Origin of the sequence: Pseudoalteromonas sp. AOP7-A1-14 (assembly GCF_052376275.1) — a bacterium.
GTDB lineage: Bacteria > Pseudomonadota > Gammaproteobacteria > Enterobacterales > Alteromonadaceae > Pseudoalteromonas.
In genome coordinates this window covers 1-18,745 of record NZ_JBQSVO010000075.1, presented here as the reverse complement: position 1 = coordinate 18,745, position 18,745 = coordinate 1, and the positions used below count along the sequence as shown (strand labels likewise).

Here is an 18,745-nt window from a genome sequence, read left to right as displayed (position 1 = left end):
GTCCGGTTAATAAAATAGGTAGTGAGTTTATTCCGCCGCTTGATGAGGGCGATTTAATGTATATGCCGACTACTTATCCTGGAGTTTCGATTGGTAAAGCGCGAGAAATACTGCAACAAACCGATAAATTGATTGCGACGGTGCCAGAGGTGCTCACTGTCTTTGGTAAGGTTGGACGTGCTGAAACCGCCACAGATCCAGCACCACTGACCATGATCGAAACTTTTATTCAACTTAAACCTAAAAGTGAGTGGCGAGAAGGTATGACACTCACTAAATTGAAAAAAGAGCTGGATGGCTTAGTTAAATTTCCGGGCTTAACTAATGCGTGGGTAATGCCAATAAAAACGCGAATTGATATGCTCGCAACAGGTATTAAAACTCCAGTGGGCATTAAAGTTGCGGGACCAAAATTAAGTGAAATTCAAAAAATTGGTCAACAAATTGAAATGTTACTTAAAAACGTACCCGGTACTGCCTCGATTTACTCAGAACGCGTTGCTGGTGGGCGTTATATTAAGGTTGATATTAACCGTGATAAAGCAGCCCGCTATGGCTTAAATATTACTGATGTTCAACAGGTTATATCAACCGCGATTGGTGGTATTAATGTCAGCCAAACCATTGAAGGGCAAGAACGTTACCCTATTAATTTACGCTACCCGCAAGACTATCGAAACTCACCAGAAAAACTAATGCTATTGCCAATTGTTACTCCACTAGGACAGCGTATCGCCCTCGCTGATGTCGCCGATGTGTTTATTGAAGATGGACCGGCGGGAATAAAAAGCGAAAATGCTCGCTTAAATGGCTGGAGTTTTATTGATATTGAGCATACTGATATTGGTAGTTATATTCAAAATGCTCAACAAATACTACACGATGGGTTAGACCTGCCTACTGGTTATTCCATTACTTGGGCGGGGCAATATGAGTATATGGAGCGCGCCAAAGAAAAGCTCACTTACGTATTACCACTTACTTTAGCTATCATTACTGTACTGTTGTACCTCAACTTTAGAAGCGCTGTAGAAGTCGCTATTATTATGGCAACTTTACCGTTTGCAATGATTGGTGGTATCTGGCTAATTTACTTTGAAAACTTTAATTTTTCAGTGGCAGTGGGGGTTGGGTTTATTGCCCTTGCTGGCGTAGCTGTTGAAATTGGCGTTATTATGCTGGTGTACTTAAATCAAGCTTATAAACAAAAGTGTAAAGCCGCCGCAGAGGCTGACCAAAACCTAAGTTGTATAGAGCTTAAGCAAGCTATTGTTGAAGGCGCCGGCATGCGCGTACGTCCAGTAATGATGACTGTGGCCACGATAACTATTGGTTTGCTACCTGTACTTTATGGTACTGGAACAGGCAGTGAAATAATGAGCCGCATAGCAGCTCCCATGGTTGGCGGCATGCTAAGCGCCATAGTGCTTACTTTAGTCGTTCTGCCTGCTGTGTATTTATTATGGCGCAAGCAGAGCTTAACAAAGTCGTTTTACTAAATGCCTAACTTAGCCTGAGCCTATAAAAATTACTCGTAGTGTGTAACTTATGCTAATTGAAAGATAAATTTATTTTTAAGTGGTTGTTTTTATGCGTTTATATTTTGGCTCGATTTTCGCTTTATAAATGTACGAATGCTTTTTTAAGTAAGGAATACGCATGCAAGTTAAAACTATTAATGAAGTTTACGATTGGACGGTACTATTTCATACTCAAATGGCGGCCAATTTTTATAGCATAAAAGACATGCTTAATGAGCACGACGCTATGCTCGCAGACTATCTTGTGGAGTATGAAAAAAAGCTCGCAGAAGATTTAGCGGCATTTAAAGTGATTACCGAAATAAATACGTTAGATACTTATTGTTATGAGTATTTCGCTGAACATCCTGATTTAATTACTTTTACAGATTTGGATAAGGACACGCGCCCTGATGAGCAAGAGATTCAGCGTTACTTAACAAGTCAGCATAAAAAAGTGGTTAATTTATACGAGTACTTGGTTGCTCGAGCTGAAACCGAAACTGGTAAAGAAAAGCTCGAGCAGTTATTAGAGCTTGAAAAGCAAAGCTTAAAGCAGATGATGCAAAGCGCTAACCGTCATATGGATATGTGATAGCCAATAGATAAGTTTAATAATTACCCAAGGCGCTAATAAGAGCATACAGTTCTTGTTAGCGCTATTTAGCGTTTAAACTATTAGCGTATAAATTGTGACTCCAAATTGAACCGGTACTTATTTCATTCTGATATACAGGTTTAGATAAATATAAAGGATTATAAAGTGACATTAATTAGCATGATAAACGTGCCACTGCTACAACAGACTTCGTTATATATCTAGCTGCCTAGTTGTTTTCTTCTACGTCTACAATCAAATCGGTGGTAATGGCTTCAAGTCCAGCAATAACATCTTCTTTGTTCATACCTTTGGGTAATTCAACCGTTGCTACAGCACTAAAAATAGGTAAGCCCCAATTAGGAGCACTTTGCTGTTTTGAACTTAAGTGGGTGATAGTTGCGCCTTTATGACGAATAACGCTGGCAAGCTCTTGTACTATACCTGGACGGTCATTACCGGTGATCACAAAATTAAGCTCCTCAGCTTGATTTTCAGTTAAGGTATCGTCACCAGCTTCAATACGTACCTCGAGGCTTTCTAGGCTATGCAATGCATCCTGTAGTTCCTGTAAGTGCTGCTCAGGCACCGCAACTTCGATAATCCCCGCAAAGTGCCCAGCTAAATGACTTAGGTTACTAGTTAGCCAGTTACCATGATGGTTTAAAATAGCCGATGAGATATCTTCGACAAGCCCTTGGCGGTCGAGTCCTAAAATAGTAATTACTAATTGCTTCATATAAAAATCTCTTTAAAAAGGCCTTAAAAATAAATGCTAAGACGTAGATGATTGAATAATTGTTGTTATTTTCATACCCAATTAATCAGAAACTAATGGATATACAGACCGAGTTGAGTATTGACTCAGTTCGCACATTTGTCCAATTTTTTACTGATAAGTTTACCGTAACAACAATCTAGTCGTTGTATGAATATCATCGCATTAAGCTAATCTTCTGTTTCTAATAAAAAAGTTCTTAGTTAAAAGTGCCTTCTTAATTTCTTTTAGTTATTAACTATATGAATTTTATATATTTACTCAGCCAAGTGGGCCACTTCAGTAACCTGCTAGGTGTAGAAGATTATGACGGCTGTAACAATAATGTCATCTTGATGCAATATACTGCCGATAACGTTAAGATCTAAAGGTGTGTTGATGACTTCTCATCCGAATAAAGCGACTTTTAATACGGATAAGAGCCGCTTATTTAAAGACCGGTTTGCCCAGTTTGGCATTACCGCCGGTGGGGGAATGGTATTAATAGCATTGCTGTTAATATTCTTTTATCTACTTTATGTAGTACAGCCTATTTTTGAGTCTGCAAAAATTGAAAAGCGTAACAGCGTTATGCTTAGTAATATTGAACAAGTAGTTGGACTTGGTGTTGAAGAACAAACTGAAATTGCGTACTTGTTAAATCAACAAGGTCATGTTGATTTTTACAGCGTTAAAGATGGTTCATTCGGTAAAAAAATACAAACTTTGCCTGTTAACCTGACGGCTGAAGTTAGCAGTTTTGCCAGTAGTGCTGCTTTTCAGGGGCAATATGCTTATGGTCTTGAAAATGGTTCGGTTGTCATTGTAAAACCGAAATTTCAGGTTACCTTTCCTAATAACGAACGCTTATTGACTCCTCGCTTAGGTTATCCTCTTAGTGAAAAAGCCCTTGAAGTTGATCCAGAAGGTAAAGCGATTAAAAAGTTCGCTTTTAGTCACTACGAAGATAAAACCGCCGTGGTCGCATTGACTGCTGACGAGCGTTTATTGTTTAGTAGTTTTGTTGCCGAAGAAAACATGTTTACTGGCGAAGTCGATTGGGTGGTTGAGCGGACTGAACTCGCTGTTGATGGACGTGTCGATGAAGTATTAATATCCCCTAATAATACCCGTGTCTTTGTTCGCTCTGCTAATCAAGTTTATGTTTACGATACCCGTTACCCTTCAGAAGTCGAGCTAATTCAAATGCTTTCAGCGAATGAAGAAAACGCCAATATCGTTTCGGCTCAGCTTCTTGCTGGCGCTAATTCACTTATGCTCGCTAATGATAATGGCGAAGTTTCGCAGTGGTTTGAAGTGAACACCGATAATGGCCGCGAGTATCAAAAAGTTCGCGCTTTTGAAACGTCAAAACAGTCCAAGCTTAATATTTTTACTGAGTTCTATCGTCGTACATTTTTTACTACTAGCTCTAATGGTGAGCTAGGTGTTTATTACACCACCAGTGATGCAAAGTTATGGCAAGGTAAAGTCAGTGATGGCGCTATTCAAAACTTTGCTATTGCACCGCGCTCAAATGCTGCGTTGATTCTGGCTGATGGCAAACTTACGGTGCTGGAAATTCATAATGAACACCCTGAAGTTACGTGGTCCGCGTTATGGCAAGAGGTTTGGTATGAAGGTTATCCAGAGCCGGGTTATATTTGGCAGTCAACGTCGGCAAGTGATGACTTTGAATCGAAGTTTTCATTAGTGCCTATTTCGTTTGGTACTTTAAAAGCAGCTATGTATGCAATGTTATTTGCGGTACCAATTGCGCTTTCCTCTGCTATTTATACTGCTTACTTTATGTCGAGCAAACTACGTAAAGTAGTTAAGCCGACAGTCGAAATAATGGAAGCATTACCCACCGTTATTTTAGGGTTTTTAGCGGGTCTTTGGTTGGCGCCATTAATAGAAGAGCATTTACCCGCGATTGTCGGGTTACTTATTTTGCTACCTTTAGGTGTATTAGCAACAGCGCTGGTCTGGACTAAGTTACCCACTAAAATATTACATCGTATTCCCGATGGCTCACATTCAATTTTACTTATTCCGGTGGTGTTATTTATTGGTTGGTTGTCATTTGCTATGAGCGAAACCATCGAGCTTTGGATGTTTGATGGTAATGTTCGTCAATACTTAACCAATGAACTAGGTATGAATTTTGACCAACGTAACTCATTGGTTGTAGGCATTGCGATGGGCTTTGCAGTTATCCCAACTATATTTTCGATTGCTGAAGATGCGGTCTTTAGTGTGCCAAAGCACTTATCGAATGGGTCTCTCGCACTTGGCGCAACGCAGTGGCAAACACTAGTACGCGTAGTGTTATTAACGGCAAGTCCGGGGATTTTCTCGGCCATTATGATGGGGCTGGGTCGTGCTGTAGGTGAAACCATGATTGTATTAATGGCAACTGGTAATACTCCAATTATGGACTGGAGTATTTTCCAAGGTATGCGAACGTTGGCAGCAAATATCGCTGTTGAAATGCCAGAGTCAGAAGTAGGTAGTTCACATTATCGAATTCTATTTTTGGCGGCTTTTGTATTATTTATATTCACCTTTATTTTCAACACGGTAGCTGAGTTTGTTCGTCAGCAACTGCGTGATAAATACAGTTCAATGTAAGCGGAGAAACATGACATGATAAAGCAATGGTTTAAGTCTGGTTCTCCTTGGATATGGATGACCGGTGGTGCAGTTAGTATCAGTCTTATTTCAGTTTTAGGTTTATTAGCAATGATAGCCTGGAAAGGGTTAAGCTTCTTTTGGCCGTCAGAAGTAGTACAGTTTGAGCTGCAAGGTTCGGTAACACAACAAACTGTTATTGGCGAAATTTATGAACGAGAAATGGTGCCAAAGTCGCGTATTGAAGCAACCGGTATAGACTTATCTGATTACGATAAAGAGGAGTTAGAGCGCTTACTTATTAAAACTGGTAACCGTGAATATGTTGATCTTGATTTTCGCTGGATACTTGAAACGGATATCGAATCTAAAACAACGCCAACGGCACTTGCGGTTTTTGAGCGTAGTAAAAATGGTAATTTTTATGGTTATGTCGAGCAAGTAATTCAAGATGGCAAGGTGCTCAACGACAATAACATCGATATTTTATATGACTTAGTAGATCGTGCTGTTGAGCTAAACGAGCAAGCGCTAGATTTACAAAATGGTGATATTGGCCATATTAACTATGAGTTGGAGCGTTTACGCCTGCAAGAAAAGGCTTATGCCCTTGATGATGAGCTAACCGATGAACGAGTTGCTGAAATTGCCGCAGAGCGTGAAAAGTTACGCAGCGAATACGCAGTACTGGAAGATCAATTATTTGCGCTTCGTAAACAAGCTAAGCGTGACCAAGTAACTGTGCAAGATATGCGCGGTGAAGTGGTTACATTGCCACTATACCAAGTCTTAGATGTTTGGTTTCCAAATGATATGAGCTTTTTAAGTAAGCTAGGGCATTACTTTGTGCAGTTGGGTAAATTTGTTGCAGACGACCCACGTGAAGCTAATACTGAAGGTGGTGTGTTCCCGGCTATTTTCGGTACTGTATTTATGGTGATGTTAATGGCTGTGATTGTTACTCCATTTGGTGTGGTCGCCGCTATATATTTACATGAATATGCTGCTAAAAATGCAGTGACAAAAATGATTCGTATCGCAGTGATTAACTTAGCTGGTGTCCCGTCGATTGTGTATGGTGTATTTGGCTTAGGCTTCTTTGTTTATGTACTAGGTGGCAGTCTTGATCAATTGTTTTACCCAGAAGTATCACCAAGTCCAGTCTTTGGTACTCCAGGGATTTTATGGTCTGCTTTAACGTTAGCTATTTTAACTTTACCGGTGGTGATTGTATCGACCGAAGAAGGGTTGTCGCGTATACCAAGTTCAGTTCGTCAAGGTTCACTGGCTCTAGGCGCGACCAAAGCTGAAACGTTATGGCGTATCGTAGTACCAATGGCAAGCCCGGCTATTATGACCGGTTTAATCTTAGCGGTGGCACGTGCCGCTGGTGAAGTAGCTCCACTGATGTTAGTGGGTGTGGTTAAAATGGCACCGACTTTACCCCTTGATGGCAACTTCCCGTATTTTCATTTAGATAGAAAGTTCATGCACTTAGGTTTTCATATATACGACGTTGGCTTTCAAAGCCCGAATGTCGAAGCGGCTCGACCGCTAGTTTATGCCACTGCGTTTTTATTGGTATCAGTGATTATAACGCTGAACATTACCGCTATTGGCATACGTAACCATTTGCGTGAAAAATTTAAATCGCTTGATTAATAATTAGTAAAGATTTTAAGGTAATAAAGATGATTAAAGTCGCTCCAAAAGTAACCCAATCAAACACGAGTTTGAAGTTGGACTTAGAAAATTTAAGCGCAGAGCAAACGACACTCGAGATCAAAGACTTAGATCTTTACTATGGTGATAAGCAAGCGCTTAGCTCAGTGAATATGAAAATACCTAAAGGTCAGGTAACCGCATTTATTGGGCCGTCAGGTTGTGGTAAATCAACGTTGTTACGCTGTATTAATCGCATGAATGACTTGGTTGATATTTGTCGTATTGATGGTGAAATTTTATTACATGGGCAAAATATTTATGACAAAAGTGTTGATGTAGCGGCTTTACGCCGTAACGTGGGCATGGTGTTTCAAAGTCCGAATCCATTTCCTAAATCAATCTACGAGAATGTGGTTTATGGCCTACGTTTACAAGGTATTAAAGACAAGCGCAAGCTTGACGAAGTGGTTGAACAATCACTGCGTGGTGCGGCACTTTGGGATGAAGTAAAAGATAGGCTACACGATAGCGCTTTTGGTTTATCGGGTGGTCAGCAGCAGCGTTTAGTTATTGCCCGCTCAATTGCTATAGAGCCTGAGGTGTTATTACTTGATGAGCCAACATCGGCACTTGATCCTATTTCAACATTGGTAATTGAAGAGCTGATCAACGATTTAAAAAGCAAATTTACCGTGGTTATAGTTACGCATAACATGCAACAAGCGGCGCGTGTTTCTGATCAAACGGCCTTTATGTATATGGGGGAATTGATTGAATATGCAGATACTAACACCTTATTTACCACACCTAATAAAAAGAAAACAGAAGATTATATTACGGGTCGTTACGGCTAAAGCCTGCGAGGAACAGTGTAAATATTTATAAGTAGGTAAACAATGGAGCACAATTTAAGCAAACATATTTCTGGTCGTTTTAATCAAGAGCTAGAGAACGTGCGAAATCATGTCTTAAGTATGGGAGGGTTGGTTGAGCTACAGCTAAATAGCGCCCTTGATGCAGTTAATAAAGGCGATGCGGCACTTGCGCGTAAAGTACGTGAAAATGACTATAAAGTAAACGCAATGGAGGTGGACATTGACGAAGAGTGCACTCGTATTATTGCTCGGCGCCAACCTGCGGCAAGTGATTTACGATTGGTTGTTGCGATTGCTAAAACCATTGCTGATTTAGAGCGTATCGGCGACGAAGCCGAACGTATTGCAAAAGTGGCGTTAGACTCTTTTACTAAAGACCAGCAAGATCTATTGGTTAATATTGAAAATATGGGACGCCAAGTATCCAAAATGCTGCATGATGTACTAGATGCGTTTGCGCGTATGGATGTAAAAAAAGCATTTGAAGTACATAAAGAAGATGCCAAGGTTGACCGTGAATACGAAGCCGTCACCAGGCAAATTATGACCTATATGATGGAAGACCCTCGCTCAATTCCTAAAATTATGGATTTAGTGTGGTCTGTACGTTCATTAGAGCGTATTGGCGATCGTTGTCAAAATATTGCTGAATATATTATTTATTTTGTTAACGGGAAAGATATTCGTCATACATCTCAAGAAGATATAGAAAAGTCATTATAATTTATTAGGGTTTTTTAATTATTATAAACGCAGTTAATAACTGCTTAGCTGTCAGGTTGAGTAAGAAAAGCGTTCACAATCGTGATTAATACTGTAAAATTCGCCCTGCACAGCATACTAAATTTGATTTAAGGGTCAGCTATGCCTACAAATGCATTTTTAGGAGTATTCGCAAAATCTCCTATCAAGCCAATGGAAGATCACATCAAGAAGGTTCATCAAGCCAGTAAGGCTTTGATCCCTTTTTTCGATCACGTATTTAAAGAAGAATGGGTCGAAGCCGAAGAAATTCGCTTAAACATTCGCTCTCTAGAACGTGAAGCCGACGACATGAAAAGAGATATTCGCTTACAATTACCGCGTGGTTTATTCATGCCGGTAGAGCGTACCGATCTACTTGAGCTTGTCACTCAGCAAGATAAAATTGCTAACAAAGCAAAAGATATTTCTGGACGTATTATTGGTCGTGAAATGACCTTTCCGAAGGAAATTCAAGCTGATTTCTTAACCTATCTTATTCGTTGTGTTGATGCTACTAAGCAAGCCTCAAATGCAATTAACGAACTAGATGAGTTGCTAGAAACAGGTTTTAAAGGTCGAGAAGTGGCCTTAGTCGAAAAAATGTTAGTTGAATTGGATGCAATAGAACAAGACACGGATGACATGCAAATCAAAATACGTCGCCAATTACGGGCCGTAGAAGGTGAAATTAATCCAGTCGATGTGATGTTTTTATACAAGATTATCGAATGGGTAGGCGAGCTTGCTGATATTGCAGAGCGCGTAGGTTCACGTCTTGAGCTGATGTTAGCTCGTTAATTTACTCTCAGTTCAATAACGAAAGATTAAGGTTACACAATGGATATCATTGCATCTTATGGCACGGTATTAATTTTAATTGCCGCAGCAGTCGGCTTTTTTATGGCTTATGGTATTGGCGCAAATGATGTTGCCAATGCAATGGGCACATCAGTTGGTTCTAAAGCACTAACAATTAAACAAGCAATTTTTATTGCTATGATTTTTGAGTTTGCAGGGGCATACCTTGCTGGCGGCGAAGTAACATCGACAATTCGTAAAGGTATTATTGATTCAACTCCTTTTTTAGAGCTCCCAGAACTTATGGTGCTGGGAATGATCTCAGCATTATTTGCTGCAGGTAGCTGGCTACTTATAGCTTCTTTCCTAGGTTGGCCGGTATCAACAACACACTCGATTATTGGTGCAATTATTGGTTTTGCACTCGTTGCCGTTGGTAGTGAAGCAATCCAGTGGGATAAAGTAGCGGGTATTCTAGGTAGTTGGATAGTTACTCCGGCTATATCTGGCTTTATTGCTTACCTTATATTTATGAGTGCGCAAAAACTTATTTTTGATACTGACGCTCCTCTTAATAATGCTAAGCGCTTTGTGCCTGTTTATATGGGGCTAGCGGGCTTTATTATGTCGTTAGTGACGATTAAAAAGGGCTTAAAGCATATTGGTATTGAGTTAGGTGCTGTTGAAGGCTATGCCATTGCTATTGGTATTGCTGTTATAGTGGGTATTATCGGTAAAGTTGCTATATCTCGCTTACAAATTGACCCCGGCGCAGATAAAAAAATGCAGTTCAACAATGTTGAGAAAGTATTTGCAGTATTAATGGTACTGACCGCTTGTTGTATGGCATTTGCTCATGGTTCAAACGATGTTGCTAATGCCATTGGTCCACTTGCTGCAGTAGTAAATATTGTTGAAAACAATGGCGAAATAGCCAGTAAAGCGGCTATCGCATGGTGGATATTACCACTGGGTGGTTTTGGTATTGTTGCAGGTCTTGCCATTTTAGGTAAAAAAGTAATTAAAACCATTGGTGAAGGCATTACGCATTTAACACCAAGCCGTGGTTTTGCTGCTGAATTAGCCGCAGCCTCCACGGTTGTTATAGCTTCAGGTACAGGGTTGCCAATTTCGACTACGCAAACCTTAGTAGGTGCAGTATTAGGTGTGGGTATGGCACGTGGTATTGCAGCTCTGAATATGACTGTTATCAGAAATATTGTAGTTTCTTGGGTAATTACATTGCCAGTTGGCGCTGCCCTTGCTATTGTTATTTTCTACATACTACGAACTGCCTTTGGGGTGTAACTCTTAGGTTTGAGTATTAAAGACTTTTAGCTTGAAAAGATCTCAGTGCCTTTGGTGTTGGGATCTTTTTATTTGTGGGTAATAAAAACTATATGAATAACTTACCAAGCATTAAACAATTGCAATATTTGTTGGCAGTTCATCAGCATCAGCATTTTGGCCGCGCAGCGACAGCTTGCTTTATTGGTCAATCAACTTTAAGTAGCGCTATTCAAAACCTAGAAGAAACACTAGGGTGCCAGCTTATTGAGCGAGAAAACCGTAGTCTGATGTTTACTACGATTGGTGAAGAGGTGGTCGCAAAGTCGCGTAAAATTATTGACGACACCATGAGCCTTAAAGAGCTTACTAAAAGCTTTTTAACCCCTTTAAGTGGCAAATTAACCTTAGGGGTTATACCAACTATTGCAAGCTTTATCGCGGCGCCTTTGTATCTCTTTTGCCTGCAAACATTTACGGATCTTGAATTAATTTTAGTTGAAGACACCAGCGACAACTTATTAGACAAGCTTGAGCATGGTCATATTGATATGGCGTTATTGGCACTGCCGTATGAAACAGATAAGTTTCACACTCAAATATTAGCGCAAGATCACTTTAGTTTAGTGCATCATAAAGATTATACACCGGCTAAAGATGTGGTCGATTTTAATCTTTTACCAGACGCTAGCGTGTTTTTACTCGAGCGCGAGCATTGTATGACGGGGCATGCCCTGAGTGCATGTCATCTAAACCGCTCAAGCTGCATAAATCCATTTGAAGCTACAAGCTTACATACCTTATTAAGCATGATTGAGCACAAGCTGGGGGTTACGTTTTTACCGCAAATGGCAATTAACGCAGGGATATTGGCAAACAAAAATATGCTTGCCACGCCATCACAAGGTGACTCATACCGAGACATTGGTATTTTGTGGCGTAAAACCACCGGGCGCATCCGCGATTTTAAGTTGTTTAGTAAAGCACTAGAAGAATTCTTAACGCAGCAATGTAGCTTATAGCAACATTTTAATGGCAACCAGATGATATTACTAAAGTGATTGCTGCTCGTTATGATCATCATATTCAAACTGTTTGTTAAATGGGGTGATATCAGGTAAAAATAATAAGTACATCCACACTACAAGGTTAAAATAGGGGAGCAACCCTAAGCAAGTAAAGATGCTTACCGGATATCCTTTAATATGTGCGTAACGATAGCATTGAAAAGTAATCCCTAAATTTACAGCCAGTAATAATATAATTAGTGGTAGCATAACTATCTCCTTAAATACCGATAATAACAATAACTTAGTATGTTTGTTATGATTGGTGATGTCATGAATATATTTAGTTATCTCTTAAAGTACATGACATCATGTTATATATGAGTATAGTTGAGTTCCATTCAGATGGAAGTAAAATTATCGAGTAAACCTGCTAAAAAGTAATCTAAATTGGCTTAAATTAGCTAGGTGATTGTTCGTAAAAACTTTTATTTTGCAAAATACTTTCAAGTGTGGCTGCTTTTTTTTAACGTGTATTGTGCGAGAAATAAAGGAACCTTGACCATAATTGACGCTAATTTCTTAGAGTGAATAAAATACTTATTTGTTTTCAATATGTTCAGCTACAGAACGTTTATCAACAGAGCAGCTAATGTCATTTATTGCTTTGGCGAGCACTAAATCAATCGGAGCATTGACGAGGCCCCGTACAAGCGAGCCGCCTATTTTCTTATCATAAGGCCGATAATAATATTAACAGGGTGATTTTATATTTTTTGCTCAGTAGCACCGGCGTTTATGATCAGCAATTTTAGCTATGCTGTCATGGCATCACTAACTCTTAATTTCATCCATGTTAAATTGAGTCTTGTAGAGTAAAGACATGTATATAATTCACAAGCTGACATTAATAAGTAAATATTAGTAATAGACTTGTAATCACCTGTAGATCTTGAGCTTGTGGCTGCTAACGTATAAACTTGGCGCGACTTTTTTTATGTGGATAATTCCCTATGCGTGTGGCTGATTTTAGCTTTGATTTACCCGATGAACTGATTGCTCGTTTTCCTAAGCAAGAGCGCAGTAGTAGCCGGTTACTCACTTTAGATGGCCCAAGTGGTTCAGTCGCTCACAAAATATTTAGTGATGTACTTGAACTGGTTAATGAAAACGATCTGTTAGTGTTTAATAACACTAAAGTAATTCCAGCACGTATGTTTGGCCAAAAAGAGTCTGGCGGAAAAGTTGAAGTGTTGGTTGAGCGTGTACTTGACGAGCACCGGGTACTGGCTCATGTACGCGCTAGCAAATCACCAAAACCGGGCACCCACTTAATTTTAGAAGGCAAAACGACCGTTTTAATGGTTGCTCGCCATGATGAGTTATTTGAACTTGAGTTTGATAAAAAACAAAACGTACTAGATATTTTAAACGATATTGGTCACATGCCATTGCCGCCTTATATAGACCGTCCTGATAATGATACTGACCGTGAGCGCTATCAAACCGTTTATGGCGAAAAGCCAGGGGCTGTTGCCGCACCGACTGCAGGCTTACATTTTGACGATAAGCTAATGACTGCACTCAAAAACAAAGGTGTGAACATGGCTTTTGTAACCTTGCATGTTGGAGCCGGTACTTTTCAACCAGTGCGAGTAGATTCCGTGGATGAGCACATTATGCATTCAGAGTATATCGAAGTACCCGATAATGTGGTTGCAGCCGTAGCAGAAACTAAAGCTAAGGGTGGGCGCGTAATTGCAATTGGTACAACTTCGGTTCGTTCACTTGAATCAGCAGCTAAAGTACACGGCGGTAAGCTAGACACCTATTTTGGTGATACTGATATTTTTATTTATCCGGGTTACCAATTTAATGTGGTCGATGCGATGGTAACTAATTTCCACCTGCCTGAGTCAACGCTTATTATGCTAGTTAGTGCATTTTCCGGACAAGATAACATCATGGGCGCGTATAAAACTGCAATCGAACAAAAATATCGCTTTTTTAGTTATGGTGATGCGATGTTTTTAACGCGAAAATAGCGACCTTTTAATATGACGAGCAGCCCAGCCAAATGCTGGGCTGCTTAGTTTTTAATTTACACTTTTAATTTTAGCCTTTAACCCAATATCATACCCAAACCACCTCAATATACGAATTTCAGTTAGCGTTAAAACCGATTTAAGTAAAGCGTTGATTGTAAGTAAGCGTTATTCCCTTGCTAAAATCAATAACGCAGTATAAATCGCTTTAAAACCAACCCGTTTGGCATTTCACAAGCACTTACTCTAATCGTTATCCCTTCTAAAAGGGACTGCCATTGTTGCAAAGTAATGTCTTGATATTAACCCCTTGTGAAACGCTGAATTCTGCATCTTGAAATGGTTTGGGTATAGTAATGCAATAGTAACTAATGGTAGAATCGAGCGGTTAAATTAGTGCTTTTTATGGCTTGCTGGACTGTTTTTCTGGCATTGAGGGTAATATGAAATTTGAATTAGACCGTACGGATGGCAAGGCACGTCGTGGCCGCTTGATTTTTGACCGTGGTGCTGTAGAAACGCCGGCATTTATGCCTGTGGGTACTTACGGTACGGTGAAGGGGATGACGCCGGATGAAGTTAAAGATACGGGTGCACAGATATGTTTAGGTAACACCTTTCATTTAATGCTTCGCCCAGGTACTGAAATCATCAAGCAACATGGTGGCTTGCACGACTTTATGAATTGGGATAAGCCAATTTTAACTGACTCAGGCGGTTTTCAAGTCTTTAGTCTAGGTGCAATGCGGAAAATATCTGAAGAGGGTGTATTGTTTAGCTCACCGGTAAACGGTGAAAAAATTATGCTTTCACCAGAAAAAGCAATGCAAGTACAGCGTGACTTAGGCTCAGATATTGTGATGATATTTGACGAATGCACACCTTATCCAGCTACTGAAAAAGAAGCTAAAGATTCAATGGAACTGTCGTTGCGCTGGGCTAAGCGTTCTAAAGAAGGGCACGGTGACAATCCATCAGCTTTATTTGGTATTATACAAGGCGGTATGTACCCTGAACTACGTGCTGAGTCGCAAAAAGGTTTAGAGGAAATTGGTTTTGATGGTTATGCTTTAGGTGGTTTATCTGTCGGTGAGCCAAAAAATGAGATGATCAATACGCTTGATCACTGTGCCTATAAAATGCCTGAAAACAAACCACGCTACTTAATGGGTGTAGGCAAGCCTGAAGATTTAGTTGAAGCGGTGCGTCGCGGTATTGATATGTTTGACTGCGTAATGCCAACCCGTAATGCGCGTAATGGTCACTTATTCGTGACTGGCGGTATAGTTAAAATTCGCAACGCCGTGCATAAAACAGATACAGCACCGCTTGATCCTGAGTGTGATTGCCATACTTGCAAAAACTACTCGCGTGCTTATTTACATCACCTTGATAAATGTAATGAAATTTTAGGTGCACGACTAAACACAGTCCACAACTTGCGTTATTATCAACGAGTGATGGAAGGGTTACGTAATGCCATAAGTAATGGCCAGTTAGACGAATTTGTAAATGATTTTTATGCACGCCGTGGCCAAGAAGTGCCAGAGCTTGCTGATACCACAAATTAAATTTAAAAAATTAAAGAGGAAAAGTTATGAGTTTATTTATGTCAAACGCCCATGCAAGTGCAGCAGGCGCAGCTCCTGCCGGTGGTGGCTATGAAATGTTGATCATGCTAGCTATTTTTGGCTTAGTATTTTACTTCTTAATTTATCGCCCACAAGCTAAACGTGTAAAAGAGCATAAAAGCTTAATGAGTGCGATGGGTAAAGGCGACGAAGTACTAACGCAAGGCGGCATGGTTGGTAAAATCACTAAAATTGCAGAAGATAAAGACTTCATTGTTATCGCGCTAAATGACCAAACAGAAGTTACCGTGCAAAAATCAGCGGTATCAGCAGTATTGCCTAAAGGCACTATGAAGTCGCTATAACAATAAGGACGCTCACGTGTTAAACAAGTTTCCATTATGGAAGTATTTACTTGTTCTCGCTGTGCTCGCTATTGGCCTTTTATATGCCTCTCCAAACTTGTATGGTCGTGATCCGGCCATTCAAGTTTTAGGCGCTAAAGGAGCTGATGTTGAACTCAGTGCTGTAGACGAAGTAAACACCATATTAAAAGATAACAGCATTACAGTTAAGTCAACAAAATATGAAAATGGGCAAGTTTTAGTACGTTTCAAAAATGTTGAAGAGCAGCTTAAAGCGCAAGACATTTTGCGTGATTCATTAAATGAAGATTACATCTCAGCCATTAATATGGCCCCGGCGCAACCTCATTGGTTAAAAGCCCTTGGCGGTAATCCAATGAAATTGGGCTTGGATTTAAGTGGTGGCGTACATTTCACGATGGAAATCGACATGGCTACCGCAGTTGATAACCAATTGGAGCAAATGGAGCAAGATTTTAAAAGTGACCTACGTGATGAAAAACTACGTTATCGCTCTATTCGCCGCGTTGGTGATAGTGACCGAGTGCGTGTTGAAATGCGTAGCGAAGCAGATAAAGATGCTGCAGAAGGTTTTTTATCAACGAGTTATCCGTTAAATATTTATATTAATGACAGCAGTAATGACAATGCTTTTTATGCTTCGATGAGCGAACAAAAGCTAAAAGAAATTCGTGATTATGCCATTAAACAAAATGAAACGATTATTCGTAATCGTATCAACCAAATTGGTGTTGCTGAACCAAACGTACAACGCCAAGGTGCTGAGCGTATTATTGTTCAACTGCCGGGTGTACAAGATACTGCTCGCGCAAAGGAAATTTTAGGTGCAACGGCTACTCTTGAATTTCGTGAAGTAGACGAAAATGCTGACCGCGCAGCTGCAGCACAAGGGCGCATTCCACCAGGCACTGAAATGATCATGAGTCGTGACGGTTACCCTGTAGTGCTTACCAAGCGTATTATCCTTGAAGGTAGCCATATTACTGGCGCACAATCAGGTGCCGATGAATACCAACGTCCACAAGTGAGTATCACACTAGATAGTAAAGGCGGCGCAAAAATGAATGCCTTTACTAAAAGTTCTATTGGTAAAAGCATGGCAACGGTATTTATTGAATACAAACCATCAGGCGAAAAGGACGAAAACGGTAAAGCGTTACCACCTACTAAAGTGGAAGAAGTGATTAACGTTGCAACTATTCAAGCTCGCCTTGATCGTTCGTTCCGTATTACCGGTATTGATAACCCCGCTGAAGCCCATAACTTGAGCTTGTTATTACGCGCAGGCGCGTTAGTAGCGCCTATTCAAATTGTAGAAGAGCGCACTGTTGGGCCAAGCCTTGGGCAAGAGAATATCGAAGCGGGTATCATGGCCGTGGCGCTAGGTTTCTTATTTGTGCTGATCTTTATGCTCGTTTACTACAAAGGTTTTGGCATGGTTGCTAATATAGCGCTGGGTGCAAACTTAGTACTTATCGTGGGCGTTATGTCACTCATCCCTGGTGCAACACTTACCTTACCAGGCATTGCGGGTATTGTATTAACTGTAGGTATGGCGGTTGATGCCAACGTACTTATATTTGAACGTATTCGAGAAGAGTTAGCAGAAGGACGCAGTCCACAACAAGCGGTTCATCATGGTTATGATAGCGCCTTTAGTACTATTTTTGATGCTAATATCACTACCTTAATTGCAGCGATTATATTATTTGCTGTTGGTACAGGCCCGATTGCTGGATTCGCAGTAACACTTGCGATTGGTATTCTTACTTCAATGTTTACAGCTATTATTGGTACCCGCGCGGTGATCAACTTGATTATTGGCGGTAAACGTATTGAAAAGCTGTCAATTTAAGGAGCTGATATGCAAATTTTAAAACTAGGCGGCAAAACCTTAAAGTTTATGTCGCTGCGCAAAGTTGCGCTGGGGATATCAACCTTACTGATTTTGGCATCGTTTGTTTCTTTCTTCACTAAAGGTTTAAACTTTGGTTTAGATTTTACGGGGGGGACTGCAGTTGAAGTCGGTTTCTCACAACCTGCTGACTTGAAGAAAGTACGTACAGCAATTCAGGATAGTGGCTTTGAAGATTTCTCGGTGCAGCTGTTTGGTTCAAGTAAAGAAATCTTAGTGAGACTTGCGCCACAAGGTGGCGATGTTAAAGCTGAGGTTATCGGCAACCAAATTATAGCCGCCCTTCGTGAAACTGACGATAGTGTTGAGATGCGCCGCATTGAGTTTGTTGGTCCAAGTGTGGGTGAAGACTTAAAAGAGCAGGGTGGCCTAGCCATGTTAACTGCGCTAATTTGTATCTTGATTTACGTGGCATTTCGCTTTGAGTGGCGCTTTGCAGTGGGGGCGGTTTCAGCATTGTTACACGACGTGCTCATCACGCTAGGTTTATTCTCTGTACTGGGGCTTGAGTTTGACTTAACTATTTTGGCGGCTATTTTAGCGGTAATTGGTTACTCACTTAACGACACCATAGTGGTATCTGACCGTATCCGTGAGAACTTTCGTAAAGTGCGTGTTGACGATACTATCGAGATCATCGATCTTTCACTTACGCAAACACTTAATCGTACTTTAGTAACTTCAATCACTACAATTTTAGTATTGACTGCTTTGTTTGTATGGGGTGGTCAAACTATTCATGGCTTTGCGACAGCATTACTATTTGGTGTGCTTATTGGTACTTATTCATCGATTTATGTAGCCAGTGCGGTTGCCATTGCTATGGGCGTGAGTAAAGAAGACTTAATTCCTGAAGTAATTGAAAAAGAAGGTGCGGACTTAGATCCAATGCCTTAATTTTATATAGCTAAGTATGTCAAAAGCCGCTCCTCAATGAGCGGCT

General features: G+C 40.4%; 16 protein-coding genes. 14 read left to right on the top strand and 2 right to left on the bottom strand.

Features of this window, described 5'->3' with window-relative positions; all coding sequences use genetic code 11:
* Both ACT3RM_RS12015 and ACT3RM_RS12010 read left to right on the top strand, forming a co-directional pair.
* On the top strand, positions 1 to 1,499 hold a 1,499-nt coding region (locus tag ACT3RM_RS12015), incomplete at its 5' end, for an efflux RND transporter permease subunit (protein WP_444511382.1).
* A 160-nt stretch (positions 1,500 to 1,659) separates the two neighbouring features.
* Positions 1,660 to 2,115 (top strand): hypothetical protein, encoded by a 456-nt coding sequence (locus ACT3RM_RS12010; protein ID WP_441833930.1) that lies wholly within the window; start codon positions 1,660 to 1,662, stop codon positions 2,113 to 2,115.
* A gap of 232 nt (positions 2,116 to 2,347) precedes the next feature.
* Here ACT3RM_RS12010 and ACT3RM_RS12005 read toward each other — a convergent pair whose 3' ends face one another.
* Positions 2,348 to 2,857: a glycine cleavage system protein R gene (locus ACT3RM_RS12005; protein ID WP_441833931.1), complete on the bottom strand. Its 510-nt coding sequence runs from the start codon at positions 2,855 to 2,857 to the stop codon at positions 2,348 to 2,350.
* 417 nt (positions 2,858 to 3,274) lie between these two features.
* On the opposite strand from ACT3RM_RS12005, the gene ACT3RM_RS12000 reads away from it, so the two are divergent.
* From ACT3RM_RS12000 to ACT3RM_RS11970, 7 genes are all read left to right on the top strand, one after another.
* On the top strand, positions 3,275 to 5,509 hold the full coding sequence (locus tag ACT3RM_RS12000) for an ABC transporter permease subunit (RefSeq protein ID WP_441833932.1): 2,235 nt from the start codon (positions 3,275 to 3,277) through the stop codon (positions 5,507 to 5,509).
* Positions 5,510 to 5,524: 15 nt separating this feature from the next.
* Positions 5,525 to 7,171 (top strand): phosphate ABC transporter permease PstA, encoded by a 1,647-nt coding sequence (gene pstA, locus ACT3RM_RS11995; RefSeq protein WP_441833933.1) that lies wholly within the window; start codon positions 5,525 to 5,527, stop codon positions 7,169 to 7,171.
* Between the two features lie 29 nt (positions 7,172 to 7,200).
* Positions 7,201 to 8,028: a phosphate ABC transporter ATP-binding protein PstB gene (gene pstB, locus ACT3RM_RS11990; protein ID WP_441833934.1), complete on the top strand. Its 828-nt coding sequence runs from the start codon at positions 7,201 to 7,203 to the stop codon at positions 8,026 to 8,028.
* A 42-nt stretch (positions 8,029 to 8,070) separates the two neighbouring features.
* Positions 8,071 to 8,772, top strand: coding sequence for a phosphate signaling complex protein PhoU (gene phoU, locus ACT3RM_RS11985; RefSeq protein WP_441833935.1), 702 nt, complete (start codon positions 8,071 to 8,073; stop codon positions 8,770 to 8,772).
* Between the two features lie 141 nt (positions 8,773 to 8,913).
* A complete protein-coding gene (locus tag ACT3RM_RS11980; protein WP_441833936.1) occupies positions 8,914 to 9,591 on the top strand; it encodes a TIGR00153 family protein in 678 nt (225 codons plus the stop codon).
* Positions 9,592 to 9,630: 39 nt separating this feature from the next.
* Positions 9,631 to 10,899, top strand: coding sequence for an inorganic phosphate transporter (locus tag ACT3RM_RS11975; protein ID WP_441833937.1), 1,269 nt, complete (start codon positions 9,631 to 9,633; stop codon positions 10,897 to 10,899).
* A gap of 92 nt (positions 10,900 to 10,991) precedes the next feature.
* Positions 10,992 to 11,900 carry a hydrogen peroxide-inducible genes activator gene (locus ACT3RM_RS11970; protein ID WP_441833938.1) on the top strand — a complete coding sequence of 303 codons (909 nt, stop codon included), beginning with the start codon at positions 10,992 to 10,994 and terminating at the stop codon, positions 11,898 to 11,900.
* Between the two features lie 30 nt (positions 11,901 to 11,930).
* On the opposite strand, the gene ACT3RM_RS11965 is transcribed toward ACT3RM_RS11970, so the two are convergent.
* Positions 11,931 to 12,155 carry a hypothetical protein gene (locus tag ACT3RM_RS11965; protein ID WP_441833939.1) on the bottom strand — a complete coding sequence of 75 codons (225 nt, stop codon included), beginning with the start codon at positions 12,153 to 12,155 and terminating at the stop codon, positions 11,931 to 11,933.
* 743 nt (positions 12,156 to 12,898) lie between these two features.
* Here ACT3RM_RS11965 and queA point away from each other — a divergent pair.
* From queA to secF, 5 genes are all read left to right on the top strand, one after another.
* A complete protein-coding gene (queA, locus tag ACT3RM_RS11960) occupies positions 12,899 to 13,930 on the top strand; it encodes a tRNA preQ1(34) S-adenosylmethionine ribosyltransferase-isomerase QueA (RefSeq protein WP_441833940.1) in 1,032 nt (343 codons plus the stop codon).
* A gap of 443 nt (positions 13,931 to 14,373) precedes the next feature.
* Positions 14,374 to 15,501: a tRNA guanosine(34) transglycosylase Tgt gene (gene tgt / locus ACT3RM_RS11955; RefSeq protein ID WP_441833941.1), complete on the top strand. Its 1,128-nt coding sequence runs from the start codon at positions 14,374 to 14,376 to the stop codon at positions 15,499 to 15,501.
* Between the two features lie 26 nt (positions 15,502 to 15,527).
* Positions 15,528 to 15,866, top strand: a complete 339-nt coding sequence (gene yajC / locus ACT3RM_RS11950) for a preprotein translocase subunit YajC (RefSeq protein ID WP_441833942.1) — start codon at positions 15,528 to 15,530, stop codon at positions 15,864 to 15,866.
* 16 nt (positions 15,867 to 15,882) lie between these two features.
* Positions 15,883 to 17,742 carry a protein translocase subunit SecD gene (gene secD, locus ACT3RM_RS11945; protein ID WP_441833943.1) on the top strand — a complete coding sequence of 620 codons (1,860 nt, stop codon included), beginning with the start codon at positions 15,883 to 15,885 and terminating at the stop codon, positions 17,740 to 17,742.
* A 9-nt stretch (positions 17,743 to 17,751) separates the two neighbouring features.
* The gene (gene secF / locus ACT3RM_RS11940) at positions 17,752 to 18,699 is read left to right on the top strand and encodes a protein translocase subunit SecF (RefSeq protein WP_441833944.1); all 948 of its coding nucleotides are present in this window, start codon (positions 17,752 to 17,754) and stop codon (positions 18,697 to 18,699) included.
* Positions 18,700 to 18,745 lie beyond the last annotated feature (46 nt).